Genomic DNA, 13,776 nt, shown 5'->3' with positions numbered 1-13,776 from the left:
GTTTTGAGCATTTTTCACAACAGCCATGAGCATATTTTCAGTTCCCTTGCTTGGGGCCTTCCTATACTTTGCAGCAAGACGTCTTGCCCGATGTGTTCGACGATGCTCGAAGCAAGGTGGTGATCGCCCTATTCCAGAATCTTCTTTTCGAAGTGAAATCCTGAAAGGCACCTCTCCAAGAATGCACCTTCGAACAATAGGAGCGTAATGTGAAAACCCTGAGTTCCGTACGCAAGAATACGTATTACGACTCGGTCACCCTTATGGGCATTTCAAAGAAGCTCAATGACCTGCCGGATATTCTATCCGTCTCGGTAAGCATGGGAACCGACATGAACAAACAGATCCTCATCGACGGAGGCTTCGATGCCTCTTCGATCGGGGATGCCGGGCCGAACGATCTTATGATCGCCTGCAGCTTCGAAGACTCCGTACGCGAAGAGGATGTTCTTGCGGATCTGGAAGCGGCATTGAAAAAACAGGTCACACAGAAGGATCGTGATTCCGAACGCCCGCGTACCTTGACGCGGGCCGCCGAAGATATCGATGCCAATATCGCCGTGATATCCGTGCCGGGCATGTACGCCGCCGCCGAAGCGCGAAAGGCTCTCGAGAAGGGTCTGCATGTCCTCATGTTCAGCGACAACGTGAGCCTTGACGACGAAATAGCCCTTAAAGACCTCGCTCACGGCAAAGGCCTGCTGATGATGGGGCCTGACTGCGGGACGTGTGCATTCCAAGGCGTCGCCTTCTGCTTCGCGAATGCCGTCCAGCGCGGCAGCATCGGCATCGTAAGCGCGTCGGGAACCGGCGCCCAGGAGGCAGCAGTTCTCCTTGATTCGTGGGGAATGGGCGTAAGCCAGATCATAGGAACCGGGGGAAGGGATTTGAGCATCGAAGTCGGAGGCCGTATGTTCCTTGATGCTTTCGATGCTCTCGAGGCCGATGAGGGCACATCTCATATCCTGCTCATCTCCAAGCCTCCTCACGAAACCGTGGCGAGAAAGGTAAGGGATCGTGCGGCACGATCCACTAAACCCGTAGTGGCTTGCTTTCTCGGCGATGTCGCAGAAGACCTTTCCGAAACGGTGCTGTTCAAAAGCGACATCGTCTCCGCCGTCGATGCGTTGGCCCTATTGGTCGACTCCTCGTTCTCCGCTCCTGAAGAAAGCGCGATCGAAGTCGATTGCATGCCGGATGGATCGTATGTACGCGGTTTGTTCTGCGGGGGCACGCTCATGGAGGAAGCGAAGATGACGTTTATGTCTTCTCTGCCCGACGTTGACGTATATGCGAACTCGGCGAAAGGTGGTTCCATTCCTCTTGACGATTCGTCGGAAAGCCGCGGACATGCATTCCTCGACCTGGGAGACGATGCATTCACTCAGGGCAAGCCCCATCCCATGATTGATCCTCAGACACGCAACGCCCGCATTGCGCAGGAGGCTGCCGATACCGAAACTGCGGTTATCCTTCTCGATTTCGTCCTGGGCTACGGTGCGCATGAGGACCCCGTCGGCGCTGCGCTTCCGGCTATTCACAAGGCGAATGTGTCATGTCTTGAAAGCGGGCGCACGATGGTGTTCATCGCATACGTTTTGGGAACGGATGCCGATCCGCAGGACAAGCAACATCAAGAAGAGATGCTTGCGCAAGAAGGCGTCTTGGTGTGCCAGACCAATGTCCAGGCAGCTAATCTTGCCGCGTCTATAGTGAAGGGGCTGCGATAATGTCAAACGCTCAGACTTTGTTTTCCGACGACCTCCGCGTAGTGAACGTGGGCGCTTCGCGATTCTGCGATGACCTCGAATTGCAGGGAGTCGCTTGCGTTAATGTCGATTGGACGCCGCCTGCCGCAGGATCTCCCGATTTGATCCGAGCCCTTTCGACGCTCATGTCGCCGGAGATAGATGCTGCGAATCGAGTTGCCGTGGAGCGGTATTGTTCGGTGCGTCCTCATCTGGTGGATTTCCAGCTGGCAAAAGACGTGATTCCCGGTATGCGGCCCAATCTGATTCTGCATGCGGGTCCTCCTATCACATGGGAGAACATGTGCGGGCCCATGCAGGGTGCTGTCATGGGGGCGCTCATTCTTGAGGGATTCGCGAGCACTCCTGAAGAGGCGGCAGAAGTAGCCGCTTCGGGCGATATAGATTTCGAACCCTGTCATGACCATGACGCCGTAGGTGCCATGGCGGGCGTCATCTCGTCGAATATGGTCGTTCAAGTTTTGGAGGATAAGACCAGCGGACATCGTGCTTTCTGTCTTGTTCCCGAAGGCATGGGCGGGAAGCTGTTGCGTTACGGCGCCTATGCTCCCGAGGTCATCGACGGCCTCAGGTGGATGGCCTCCGAGTTCCGCGAGGTCATGCATGCGGCGCTGAGCACCTCGGAAGAGGGAATCGACACGCTGGCGCTGCAGTTCCAGGCGCTGCATATGGGCGATGAGGGTCATAACCGCAACAAGGCGGGTACAAGCATGCTTCTGCGCGCCCTGTTTCCCCTCCTGCTCGATTCGGGCATGCCCTTCGATAAGGTGAAACGTGCGGTTGAATTCATCAACGGAAACGATGGGTATTACCTCAGCATCAGCATGCCCACATCCAAACTGTGCCTCGATGCGGCGCGCGACGTGAGAAGCAGTTCCATGGTTACCGCTATGTGCCGCAATGGCGTTGAATTCGGCATTCGCGTTTCAGGTCTGGGGGATCGATGGTTCACCGGTCCGGCGCAAATGGTTCGCGGCTTGTATTTCCCTGGTTTCGATGACGACGATGCGAATCCCGACATGGGCGACTCGTGCATAACCGAAACTGCCGGAATCGGCGGATTCGCTCTGAGCGGTGCTCCTGCAATCGTTCAGCTCGTCGGGGGAACGGCGGCCGAAGGGGTCGATATCTCCAAGCGGATGTACGACATAACGTTGTATGAGAACGGCAACTTCTCTCAGCCCGTCCTTGATTTCCGTGGGTCGCCTACGGGTATCGACATTCGCAAGGTGGTTGAAACCAACATCCTTCCCGTTATCGATACGGGAAGCGTGCATAGGCTTGCCGGTATCGGCCAGATCGGCGCGGGCATTACGGCGCCTCCCATGGAGTGCTTCGAGAAAGCCCTGCTTGCTTTTGAAGAAACATACGGAACGAACTGCTAGGAGGCCATCATGGATGAGATTATCAACAACCCATTGCTATGGGTCATCTGCTCGGTAACCGTTTTGATCATCGCCTTTCAGTTGGTCGCCTATTTCCGATTGACAAGGAAGCAGGCGAAGGCTTTGGACATGCCTGACAAGACATGCTCCCAATCGCTTCGCGTAGGCCTTATCACGGCTATAGGTCCGGCGCTTGGCATCGTCATCGTCATGGTCGGCCTCATGGCGGTTCTCGGGCATCCGCTTACGTGGATGCGCTTGACCATGATCGTGTCCGCCTCTAACGAACTTGCCGCGGCTCAAATCGGAGCTGAAGCGACGGGCACCGTGTTCGGCGGTGCCGACTACACTCCCGAAGCTCTTATGGTGTCTTGGTTCGGCATGTGGCTCAACGGCGTGGGGTCTTTGGTCGCATGCGTCCTGTTCGCTAAGTCGCTTGGGAAAATCAAGAACAAGGTCGAAGGGGGAAATCCGCGCATCCTCGCGATCGTCAGCGGTGCTGCCATGTGTGCCATTTATGGCAACCTGAGTGCCGGCTCGCTTATGGGGGGCGCCGATTTCGTAGCTGCATGGCTTACCGGCGGCATCGCAACGCTTCTGTTCTACAAGATTGCGCAGAAGCACGAACGTCTCAAGGAATACAGTCTCGGACTCGCCATGATTCTCGGCACGCTTGTGGGCGCCGGCATACACATGGTTGTCTAGATAGGAGTTTCTCATGGATAACGCCACCTACGAAAAGAACTGGACCAAGCCCGTTCATCTCATTGGCCGAATCACCCTCATCGGCGTCTGCATCTCATCGTTTTTACCCGTCGCGTTTCTCTACTTTGCCTACGGTATCGTTCCGCCGATCGACTGGATCATCAAGGATGTGGTGTTGATTGCTGCGTCGTTCGGCTTCATTTGGCTTATCGAGCCCATTACATTCTTTCCGGTGCTGGGCACCATCGGAAGCTACGAAGCGTTTCTGACAGGCAATATCGGGACGAGCAAGCTTCCCGCCGCGGCCGTCGCTCAGGATTTGACGCGCGTCGAGCCGGGATCGAAAGAAGCCGAAGTGGTATCTTCCCTAGCCATCATCGGATCCACCATCACCACGGTCGCGTTCGTCTGCATAGGCGCTTTCGCAGGAACGTTCATCTTGGGCGCTCTGCCCGAAGAGGCTCTCGATGCGGTCAAATCCTATGTTGCGCCCGCGGTGTTCGGATCCCTCATGGTCACGTTCGCCATCAAGTTTCCCAAGGTCATTCCTATAGCCATCGGTACGCCCCTTCTTCTCCGCATCTTCGCGGGCGGGGTTATACCCGGATACTTGTATATCGTGTTCACCATTGTGGCCACGATTGCCGCGGCCGTGATCATATACAAGAAACGCATCAAGGGAGAAGAACAGGAAGCGTAGCGATTCATTGCTGCGAGCGGGCCGACGTCACCGCGTTCGGTTCGCTCGCAGCGCGGGAATGCCTATGATCAAAGCATGCAATATAGAATTCATGGATAGGGATTGGGTCTGTGCGGCTCAGTCGCATGCGAGCATGCGAGCATGCGCTTCGTTCGAACATGTCGTCAACTTCTCCATGCCTTGCGGTTCGCTGGCCCGCAACAAGCAGAATTGCCGATTGCAGTATTGTCGCGATGCATGTGGCAATATGGTTCGCGATGCTACGGTATGGATAGGAACAAGATCGTGCGACTTCGCTCCAGGAGGGCTCGTGGTCGATGCCCTGGAACTGCCGATATTCGTCCGTCGCGCGAAAACGCTTCGTATCGTCGAAGAGGACGGTGGATGCTACAGGCTCGTTATCGTCGATGATGAGGAACGTCGCCATACGTGGCACGCTAGAACGTCTTGCGGTACGTTTGACGGAACGTTGCTCGACTTGCTTTCGGTCGGATCGCAGCCTCTGCCTTCAGCAGCCTGCTTGGATTCCATACGAGAAGCATTTCGCCTTCATGGCAAAGCGCAGTCGCCGTTCATGGAGGATTTCGCAAGGAATCCGTCGGTAGACGGACGGATGAGCAAGGAGCTTGTTGCGAACGGCATGCTGTTTTGCGACCTGATGGCATCTTCTGCCGCTTCTTCGAGAGCAATGTCTTTGGTGCTTTCTCGGATCGTCGGATTAGGCGTGGGGCTCACCCCGTCCGGAGACGACTTCATCATCGGAGTATTGGCAATCGCTCGAGCGTTTTCCCTGTCAGGAGGGTTAGGAGATGCTTTGGTCGAGATTGTCGATATGCTGGCGCAAAACACGACGAGGATCTCTCAGCATTACCTTATGTCAGCCGTTCGCAGCCGATTTTCCCAAAGCGTGGTCGATGCGGTTCATGCGGTTCTTTGCGGCGATTTGCATATGAGCACCGGCGCATCCGAGGCATCTTTCAGGACGCTTTTGAATCATGGATCGACTTCTGGTACCGATACGCTTGCAGGGATGGTGGCAATGCTGCAAGCGTGTTCTTGCTCATTTCATCAAGATGTCTTAAACGCTTCGGCCATGCGACATTCACAGTTCGCTTCTTAGGTGGCATTGGGATGTTCTGCCATCACACTTCCTCGTCTAGGTCTACAAAGCTGCAATCCGCGATGTCCTTGCGCCGATGCAGGACGCGATAGATGACGATGCGCTTGCTGTCGAAGCGGTAGAATACGGTATGCATGCCGGCGAGGACGCGGTGGTGGTCATGATGGGCCGTGTCTTCGAGGACGACGCGTCTACCCATGCTTGGGAATGCTTGCACCTGGCGTATGGCATCGTCGATCATCTGTATGGTCGACAGGGCGGCTTGGGGGTTCTTGCATTCGAGGCCGAGATAGATGGCGATGGATTCGCGATCAAGCTGCGCACGCGGCCGCCATTCGACCTCATGCATAGGTGAGTCCCCAAATTTCGAAGAGTTTGCGCATCCGATCATCTGCATCTCGGGACGAAATGGTCTCAGGACGGTACTTCTCTTCTATTTCGGCTTCGATGAGCGCCGCACGAACACGGGCGCTTTCGATCCGGGCTTCGTAGGTTTCGCTGTCCATCAGAACGAACGCAGGCGTTCCGTTTTTGGTGAGCACGATAGGCTCTTGATTTTCAACAGCCTGGTCGCATACGTCGTTGAGCTTCGTGCGAAGGTCGGTTATGGGGCGGATTATCGGCAAAGGTCTTTCAAGCATGGGCATAGCGGTTGCCTCTCATTCAAATGAGTATTGAGCTTTATTATAGAGTGAATTACATACTGAATTACGTATTGAATAAGAGCTGTATCGCGTTTTAAAGATGTTACGGAATACAGCAGGAGGCGCAGGTTGGAGTCGACCCCGGCCATCTCCTTGCGCACATGGCTCCAGTCGGGATCGGAGAAGACGTCCTCCTCCACATGCCTGTCGGGGCAGAAAGGCTCCTTTCGTCTGGACTGCATGGCAAGTCCTAGCTTAGGATATGCAGCTTAATACATCCAAGAAATCGTCCGGAGCCCCAGGCCTCTCGAACGAAAGAAAGTTGGCACCGAATCCGAGGATTCGGTGCCAACCTGGCAAGCTGCCGAATAAGATTGACGCGAATTAAGTCATTACTCGATAGATTGAACCGTAGATACGGAATTTGCTGCTAGTGAGCCATTCTCGTTTTCCCACTTAAGGTTCTTGGAGAACTTGTAAGCCAGAAGGAGCAGGGCGCCGATCAGTATATCGATCCCGATGCATACGCCGAATACCGCGGCGAAGCTGCCTGCTGCGCTGTAGATGGTAGTCATGAAGGGCATGCCGAACGCACCGACGATGTAGGCAATGGTGCAGATCCATGCGAAAATCTGGCCGAAATCCTTCGAGCCGAACAGCTCGATGATCAGACAGGTCAGGCCAGCACCAGCTACTACGTACATAACGTCGTTGACTGCTGCGCCCGCAATGGCGACGGTGGAGTTGGTGGAGCCGATAATGAGCAAAATGAAGGACACAATGCATAGGCCGATCCAAAACAACAATGCATGCTTCGTGCCAAACTTATCGCAGGATGAGCCCACGAAAATATTGAAGAAGATATCGGCGAAAGACGCCGCAGAAACCATCAGGCCGCCGATCATGGGATCAAAGCCGACTTCTGCCGCAAAGGTAGGGAACAGCTGATTCATGCAGACCGTGAGCTGAACGAGGGATAAAAACATCACGCACAGCCAGAATGCAGGCGCTCGCAGAGCAGACTTGAAGGACACTCCGGAGACTTTGGCGAAGGATTGAGTTCCAGCAACCTTGACATCAGGCTCGTAACCGTAAGGGAGCATATTTTTATCTGCGGGGCAGTAGCGAATAATGAGGATTACGGACGGCAGTACCAGAATGGCCGAAACCGCTGCCAATATCAGATAGCTCATGCGCCAACCCACAGCCTCGATGACGGCGGTGATGGCGGGGCTCATGATGAGCATGTAGATGGAATTGATAGTCCAGGCGAGGCCTATGGCAAGACCAGCTTTCTTAACGAACCACTGGTCAACTACGGTAGACATGCAAACACCCGTGGTGAAGCCCATGCATATGCCGATGATGACGGAAGAAATCCAGAATTGCCATGCCTGGGTATAAAAAGCCATGCAGGCGCCCGCAACCAGAAGGATGACGGAGATGATTGGCAGGCCGGGTTTGCCAATCAGCTTGGGGAGGTATTTACCCGCAAAAGGCATGCCCACGGCGACGCCGAGCAGCGTTCCTGTGAAATAGTAGGAGAAAAGCGTATAGTCAAGGTCAAGGCTTTCGCAGACAGGCACCATGAAGCATCCTGCTACGACGCTGTAGGAGCCGGTGGTGCCTGCGGACATCAAGCCCAGCGCAACAACGAGAATCCAGGCGAACTTATTGCTGCATTTCAATTGGGTGTTTTTCATTTTCTTTCTCTTTCTACTGGAAGAAAGGTGGCTCGGTTCCATTCGAGCTATTCATGCCTATGTAACGAGCCAGATTTTCCTTAGCTTCGTTCGAGCGAAAATCCTAAAGCCCAAGGACGGCACACATCATGGCCTTGATAGTGTGCTGACGATTCTCGGCCTCGCGGAAGATGACAGGCGCATTGCGCTCGAAGCACTCGTCGGTGATTTCGAAACCGGTGCGAATAACTTCGCGGGACCATTCATCGGGGGCTTGTGCCAATAGATTGCGGCCCACGCGGTGGTTGGCATTATGGGTAGAGGGCAGCTCGTGCATAGCAAAGATGTCGGGATTGCCGGTGCGGGTCAGGAGTTCGCTGGAAACGCGGTAGGGCAGCAGTTCCTTTGCGTAACGCATGTAGGAGTCGTACTGTTCGGGGTTGCAGACCTCATCGCCGACCTCAGGATTATCGTAGCGCCATTCCTCGGTCACAACAACGTCGATGCCTTCTAGGGCATTCAAGTCAGAAGTGCAAACGAATTCGCGGTCGGGAGCCCAGCGATTGAAGCAATCCTGAACGTCTTTTTGCATGTCCGTGCACATCTGCTTTGCAAGTACGTCGGGACCTATGGCATAGAAATCCATGTTCAGGATGGCAGCTAGACGTCCGTACCAGAAGGGGGCACCCGCGCAGTTTCCTACGAAGGCCATTCTCTTGCCCTTGCAGGAACCGGAACCGCCCCACTGCTCTTCCATGGTCAGAGCATCGGCGAGCATTTGGGTGGGGTGGTCTCCCAGAGACAGGGCGTTGATGACAGGGACGTCGGAAATATCGGCGATCTTGTAAATGTAAGATTCCTCTTTCTGCGCGCGCCAGACGATTAAATCGTACATGGCAGAGAACACACGAATGGAATCTTCTAGGGTCTCGGTGTCGTTCACATGGGAATTGGATAGGTAGGTGAAGCCCATGTCCAAATCGTTGCAACTGGTCTCGAAGGCGCAACGGGTGCGGGTTGATCCCCATTCGAAGTTGGACAGCACGTTTTTGCCGCCGAACCAATGCTGGTTAACGCCGGCCTTCTTTTGGGCCTTGAGGGTTGCGGACAGATCGATTAGATAGCGGAATTGTTCGGGGGTCATTTCCTTGATATTAAGTATGTCTTTGCCGATAAGAGTGTTACGCATTGCTTTCTCCTTGAAGAGATTGAAGGTGGATTTCGTAAGTGATGGCCGCTCCCGCTGCATTGCGACGCATCTGAAATTGGCGTCAAGCTTTAGGCGTCTGCTGCAGCCACATCTTTGGTCCAGCAGTGGACGCCGCCGCCCATGAGGTTGAGTGCTAAGGAGTCGATCATGATGATTTCACGGTTTGGGAAGCAGGATTCCAAAACGGTTTTCGCCTGATTGTCGCGGCGGCGAATGTCCTCATCCATGCCTTCGTGCCAGTAGCGCTGGCCTAGAACCACGTCGTTGCAGATGAGGAAGTTGCAATAGCTTGCCGCAGCATAGAAGTGCACGGGACCTTCGGGCCACGGGGTGCCGTCCATGAACCTGCCGCCCAATTCGTCGATGAATCCTCTGTATAGGGCATAGTCGTCGTCTTCGGGGTTGAGCACCAGTTCTATAGGCTTAGCTATAGGCATGCGAATAATGTCGAAAGGCTTGCCCTCGGTGTCGGTCTCGCTGCTGAGAATCTCATATGCGGCATCTAGGCGCTTTTTCGATTCGCGGTTCATTTCGGAGCTGGCAGCTTCGTCATCGGTGATTTCAGCCAAGAGAATTTTGTTATCCGTGACGAATCGGCACATCTCATCCACGTGGGCAGCGAAGCTCATTCCGAACACGAAGGTTCCGTCTTCCTTGCGGTCCAGCGGGCCGAGACGGTAGTCGTCATCTTCGAGCATGGGCTTAGGAAGCCAGATGACTTTCTTTAGGTTGTAGATACGCTTGTACTCGGCCTCAACCTCTTCGCGGGTCTTACGGGGATTGCGTTTGCGAACCTCGGTGTCTTCGATGGCAATCAGGATGCCCTTGCCGTTGAATTCGCGGTCCCCACCCTCGGAGACCAAGTTTGAGCTAACTACATCGAAGATCCCCAGTCCAATACCCATAATCAAGCCAGAGGCACGGGATTGGACCATGTTGGGATCGGATGGGTCGTATACGCCGTAGTAGCTCCAATTAGGGTTGACCAGCAAACGATTGCCTTGCCCGTCTACCATAACGTTGGGTCCATGGTCGCGGGTATAGAAGTTGGTATCGGGGACGCAGCTGAAAATAATTTTATTAAGGTCCACGCCTTCCGCTGAAAGACGTCTTCTCGCCTCCTCGTAGGTGCCGGGCTCCCCGCAGTTCACATGAACCTGAACATGGTCGACGAGGGCTTTGATGATATCGACGCAAGGTTGTCGACTGTCGTGTTCGTCGGATCCGATATAAGGAGGAAGCCATGTCACGAAGACGTCGGAACGCTTTTCAAATTCCCCTGGATGACGATAACGCTCAAACATTTCCACTCTCCTTAAGGCGTTTCTTTCATGGTTGCCCTTTTAGGCTGCGCTTGGCCAATGCGCGAACCCTGTTAAGAGCCATGTATCGCGGTGGATGTAGGCGTGATGCAATTGTTCCGAATCTGACCTAACGATCGTTAGATACATGTTATACCATATATACCGAACGTTCGGTATATAGACTTGAAAAATATTTTGATTCATATTTCGCAAAAAAGATCATGTTGGTGCCGCGAAGGCGCGATTTCGGATGTTTCACTATGCAAGCAAGCACAAGGTATGTATTTTGCTGCGACCGAGAAGGACCGATTGCACTTGGTGCAAGCTAAAAATACGATTACGGCGAGTGGACTTTCATGCTCGTTCAGAGAGGAGATGCATGAACGGCGACGTGAGCACCAGGGATAAGATTCTTGAAGCTATGTACCATCTGGTAGCGAAAGAGGGTTACGACAGGGCTTCTATTGGCAAGATTAGCGATGCGGTAGGCGTAGCAAAGCCTTCCATCTATTACCATTTCAAGTCAAAAGAGGATATTTTCAATGCAGTGCTCGATGCGATTTACGTGACGATGGACTACAACGGTATCCTGCGTCAAGCCGGGACTCCGGAAAAGTTCAAAGACGCCCTGGTTGGCGTGGGCAATGCGGTATTGGATGGGTACAGGGATGATTCCGAACGTCGCGCCGTAATGGGAGAGATGGCAGTGCAGGCCACCCGTATCCCATCCGTAAACAGCCATCAGGTGCGTTTGAGCGACGAGATTATCGAGTCGTTGGAAAATGGGCTTCATTACGGCAAGGAAATCGGTGCTTTCGATGCAAGTTTCGACGAGAGACTCGCGGCTGAAACGCTGTACGTCATCATGTCCGGCCTTGGCACTACGGTTGCGAACCACGAGAACGTGTCCAGTCGTGCCGTCTGGAAAGGCGCGGTGTTGCGTCTCTTCAAGTAAGAGTCGTTTTGACGAGTGTTCCGCGGTTCGTCGGTACGTAGCTAATTCGACAAATTCAAGGAAGATCCCTCCGTTATTCAAACGCTACGCGCCCTTGAGCACTTTCGCATCCTTATACAAATCCATGACCTCCTCCCATGCGACGGGTTTGCTTGGCGTAAGCCTTCCTGTCATCGCGTGGATGGCGGCATAGCGGCCCGACGTGAAGCAGGATCCGCAGGCCATGCCGTCCGTATACACCCAGTCATGGTTTCCGCATAGCTCGCCGGCGCAGAAGCCGACGGCGTAAAGGCCCGGAATCGCCTCGTCGTTGCTGTCTATTACCTGGTAGGTGCCGTTGACGGCCAGTCCGCTGCAGATCGCTGAAACGCGCACCCACTGGGATACTCCCCAATAGGGCGGCGTGTCTATGGGCATGAGGTACTGCTCATCCAATCCGAAGTCGGTATCCTTTCCCTGCGCGCACATCTCGTTGAAGCGCTCGACGCTCTCTTTGAGATTCCCGGCGGGTATGCCCAGCTCGTCTGCAAGCTCGTCAAGGGAATCGCACCTGTGGGTATTGATGAGGTCGGAATACACTCCCTTGGGCGATTCGACGAATCCAGGGATGTAGTTCTCCAGGACCTCCGCCTTCGGGGCCGTGCCGCCCCAACTTGCGACTTTATCCATATAGGCATCGTCAAACACCCTGAAGAACCTGCCCGGATCATTTCCGGCCGTGTTCTTCTCAAGCAGTGCGAGATTCCAGGAAATCATGGGGATGTCCTCGTTCATGAATCGCGTTCCATTCGCATCCAACGCGAGGAAGGGAAGCTCTGCGAGCGGTTTGGGCGCCGAGTCCATGTCGTGCAGCTGCTTGGCATGTCCTACCGGGCTCATCCTTCCTCCGGCTGCGGCGCACATGAGGATGCCGTCCCCGGTCTTGTTCGATTGCTTCCTGCCGAATTTCGCGATATCGGGCGAATAGCGTCGGATGAGCGATTCGTTGTTCTGGTAGTCGCCCGTCGCAATGATGGCGGCCTTGCGCGCATTGAACCTAAGGTAGTCGGAGCCTTTGCGGCCTATCACGCCGGTGCATGCCCCATCCTCCACCACGAGCTGCACCCCGGGCGTTTCGTAATAGAAGTCCGCTCCGTGCTCTTCCGCCATCGAAGCGAGCGCCCGGATGAGATGGCCGTTGTTCTCGGGCTTGATGCCGAACGCATGCCTGCGGAACGCGGCGGTTTCATCGCCGTATGTCCTGGTGGTGTCGTTGTACGTGCTGGCCGGATACCCCGCCTCTCCTGCGGCCTTGTCAAGCCAGCAGAGCGTTTCCCCTGAATGGCGCGCGAAGAATTCCAGCTGCGATAGGTTGGTGCGGTATTGCACGGCCTTGCGATAGGCCTGCATCCATTTCTGGACGGCGTTGTCGGTGCTGAGCTCCAGGATGAAGCCTGATGAGTTATTGCCCTGCGCGATAGGCGTCGCTTCCTTCTGCAGGCACGCGACGCTCCCTTCTTCCTCTAGGGCGGAAAGCACGGCGGGCAATCCGGAGGTTCCGGCCCCCACGACGACGATGTCGTACGTTTTCTCGTCGGAGAACGCATTGATCGGATTCAACTCGGCGTTGGATTCCTCGTAGTCGTCGAGGGAGAAGCCCTCGGGCGGCTCTGCCGCGCTTCCTGCCGTTCCGGACGATGCGCCGGGAGCGCATCCGAAGACGCCGAGTGCGGCAAGCGAGCCGGCGGACAGGGCTGCTCCTTTGAGGAATTCCTTTCGATCGATGCTCATGACGGCCTCCTCCTTGTCTGATTCGCAATCTCCCCGTCGCATACGTTCGGGATATGCGTCCATCGTAGGAAAGGGCGCGAATCGAGGCATGTCATGAAATGAGGGGTTTTCCCTCTGTCTTCCCATAAATTATGGGAAGACAGAGGGAAAACCGAGAAGTACCAGATGGGAGGGAGGCGTGTATTTAGAAGCCATGGACCGGACGAAAGCAGCGAGTCTTCCATCCTGTATACTCAGGCAAAGAGAGGAGAGGTGGGAATGCCCTGGAAACCGAGCTTTTCGACCGGCGTCGCAATCGATTCTCCAACGGCATGTTCAATCATCGGGCTTTCGTTTTTCTGGCTGCTTTTCAGAAGGCCGTTCTATAGCGTCCTCCTCTATGCCGACGCTTCGAGGGCATTCCATTCGATGGCATGCCATCAGCTCTTCATCGTCGCCGCGGTGCTTATCGCCGTCTTGTTCCTGGGCATGCATGGCTTGATCGAGGGCCTTCTGGTCAAGCGCGCTCGGGAATTGGTCGCAGCATGCGGCC

The 13,776-nt window shown here is 54.8% G+C and carries 12 protein-coding genes; 6 read left to right on the top strand and 6 right to left on the bottom strand.

Annotated features, from left to right (window positions below):
- The first annotated feature begins 209 nt into the window (after positions 1–209).
- The 5 genes from fdrA (at position 210) to HMPREF1155_RS01265 (ending at position 5,679) form a co-directional block, all read left to right on the top strand.
- A complete protein-coding gene (fdrA, locus tag HMPREF1155_RS01285; RefSeq protein WP_009075979.1) occupies positions 210–1,730 on the top strand; it encodes an acyl-CoA synthetase FdrA in 1,521 nt (506 codons plus the stop codon).
- Complete coding sequence (locus HMPREF1155_RS01280; RefSeq protein WP_006363072.1) at positions 1,730–3,154, top strand: DUF1116 domain-containing protein; 1,425 nt, start codon at positions 1,730–1,732, stop codon at positions 3,152–3,154. Before fdrA ends, HMPREF1155_RS01280 begins: the two co-directional genes overlap by 1 nt.
- A gap of 9 nt (positions 3,155–3,163) precedes the next feature.
- Positions 3,164–3,859 (top strand): DUF5058 family protein, encoded by a 696-nt coding sequence (locus HMPREF1155_RS01275; RefSeq protein ID WP_006363071.1) that lies wholly within the window; start codon positions 3,164–3,166, stop codon positions 3,857–3,859.
- Between the two features lie 13 nt (positions 3,860–3,872).
- Entirely contained in the window at positions 3,873–4,559 is a 687-nt protein-coding gene (locus HMPREF1155_RS01270; RefSeq protein ID WP_006363070.1) for a hypothetical protein, read from the top strand.
- 310 nt (positions 4,560–4,869) lie between these two features.
- The gene (locus tag HMPREF1155_RS01265; protein ID WP_238319040.1) at positions 4,870–5,679 is read left to right on the top strand and encodes a DUF2877 domain-containing protein; all 810 of its coding nucleotides are present in this window, start codon (positions 4,870–4,872) and stop codon (positions 5,677–5,679) included.
- A gap of 22 nt (positions 5,680–5,701) precedes the next feature.
- On the opposite strand, the gene HMPREF1155_RS01260 is transcribed toward HMPREF1155_RS01265, so the two are convergent.
- From HMPREF1155_RS01260 to HMPREF1155_RS01240, 5 genes are all read right to left on the bottom strand, one after another.
- Positions 5,702–6,028 carry a type II toxin-antitoxin system RelE/ParE family toxin gene (locus HMPREF1155_RS01260; protein ID WP_009076061.1) on the bottom strand — a complete coding sequence of 109 codons (327 nt, stop codon included), beginning with the start codon at positions 6,026–6,028 and terminating at the stop codon, positions 5,702–5,704.
- Complete coding sequence (locus tag HMPREF1155_RS01255; protein ID WP_009076234.1) at positions 6,021–6,326, bottom strand: type II toxin-antitoxin system Phd/YefM family antitoxin; 306 nt, start codon at positions 6,324–6,326, stop codon at positions 6,021–6,023. Before HMPREF1155_RS01255 ends, HMPREF1155_RS01260 begins: the two co-directional genes overlap by 8 nt.
- 389 nt (positions 6,327–6,715) lie before the next feature.
- Complete coding sequence (locus tag HMPREF1155_RS01250) at positions 6,716–8,026, bottom strand: MFS transporter (RefSeq protein ID WP_009076436.1); 1,311 nt, start codon at positions 8,024–8,026, stop codon at positions 6,716–6,718.
- Between the two features lie 103 nt (positions 8,027–8,129).
- The gene (locus HMPREF1155_RS01245; protein ID WP_009076512.1) at positions 8,130–9,194 is read right to left on the bottom strand and encodes an ornithine carbamoyltransferase; all 1,065 of its coding nucleotides are present in this window, start codon (positions 9,192–9,194) and stop codon (positions 8,130–8,132) included.
- A gap of 89 nt (positions 9,195–9,283) precedes the next feature.
- Complete coding sequence (locus tag HMPREF1155_RS01240) at positions 9,284–10,519, bottom strand: agmatine/peptidylarginine deiminase (protein ID WP_009076228.1); 1,236 nt, start codon at positions 10,517–10,519, stop codon at positions 9,284–9,286.
- Between the two features lie 379 nt (positions 10,520–10,898).
- Between HMPREF1155_RS01240 and HMPREF1155_RS01235 the strand changes: the two genes are divergently transcribed.
- A complete protein-coding gene (locus tag HMPREF1155_RS01235; RefSeq protein WP_009076398.1) occupies positions 10,899–11,474 on the top strand; it encodes a TetR/AcrR family transcriptional regulator in 576 nt (191 codons plus the stop codon).
- A gap of 84 nt (positions 11,475–11,558) precedes the next feature.
- Here HMPREF1155_RS01235 and HMPREF1155_RS01230 read toward each other — a convergent pair whose 3' ends face one another.
- Positions 11,559–13,244, bottom strand: a complete 1,686-nt coding sequence (locus tag HMPREF1155_RS01230) for an FAD-dependent oxidoreductase (RefSeq protein ID WP_039993085.1) — start codon at positions 13,242–13,244, stop codon at positions 11,559–11,561.
- Between the last annotated feature and the right edge of the window lie 532 nt (positions 13,245–13,776).

It is taken from the genome of Slackia sp. CM382 (genome assembly GCF_000293015.1).
Classification (GTDB): domain Bacteria; phylum Actinomycetota; class Coriobacteriia; order Coriobacteriales; family Eggerthellaceae; genus Slackia; species Slackia exigua.
This window is presented reverse-complemented; position numbering and strand designations above follow the sequence as displayed.

What these genes read in the sequence shown, in the direction of transcription:
- HMPREF1155_RS01280 (WP_006363072.1), top strand. Translation starts at nt 1,730, where the DNA reads ATGTCAAACGCTCAGACTTTGTTTTCCGACGACCTCCGCGTAGTGAAC.
- HMPREF1155_RS01275 (WP_006363071.1), top strand. Translation starts at nt 3,164, where the DNA reads ATGGATGAGATTATCAACAACCCATTGCTATGGGTCATCTGCTCGGTA.
- HMPREF1155_RS01270 (WP_006363070.1), top strand. Translation starts at nt 3,873, where the DNA reads ATGGATAACGCCACCTACGAAAAGAACTGGACCAAGCCCGTTCATCTC.
- HMPREF1155_RS01260 (WP_009076061.1), bottom strand. Translation starts at nt 6,028, where the DNA reads ATGCATGAGGTCGAATGGCGGCCGCGTGCGCAGCTTGATCGCGAATCC.
- HMPREF1155_RS01255 (WP_009076234.1), bottom strand. Translation starts at nt 6,326, where the DNA reads ATGCCCATGCTTGAAAGACCTTTGCCGATAATCCGCCCCATAACCGAC.
- HMPREF1155_RS01250 (WP_009076436.1), bottom strand. Translation starts at nt 8,026, where the DNA reads ATGAAAAACACCCAATTGAAATGCAGCAATAAGTTCGCCTGGATTCTC.
- HMPREF1155_RS01245 (WP_009076512.1), bottom strand. Translation starts at nt 9,194, where the DNA reads ATGCGTAACACTCTTATCGGCAAAGACATACTTAATATCAAGGAAATG.
- HMPREF1155_RS01240 (WP_009076228.1), bottom strand. Translation starts at nt 10,519, where the DNA reads ATGTTTGAGCGTTATCGTCATCCAGGGGAATTTGAAAAGCGTTCCGAC.
- HMPREF1155_RS01235 (WP_009076398.1), top strand. Translation starts at nt 10,899, where the DNA reads ATGAACGGCGACGTGAGCACCAGGGATAAGATTCTTGAAGCTATGTAC.
- HMPREF1155_RS01230 (WP_039993085.1), bottom strand. Translation starts at nt 13,244, where the DNA reads ATGAGCATCGATCGAAAGGAATTCCTCAAAGGAGCAGCCCTGTCCGCC.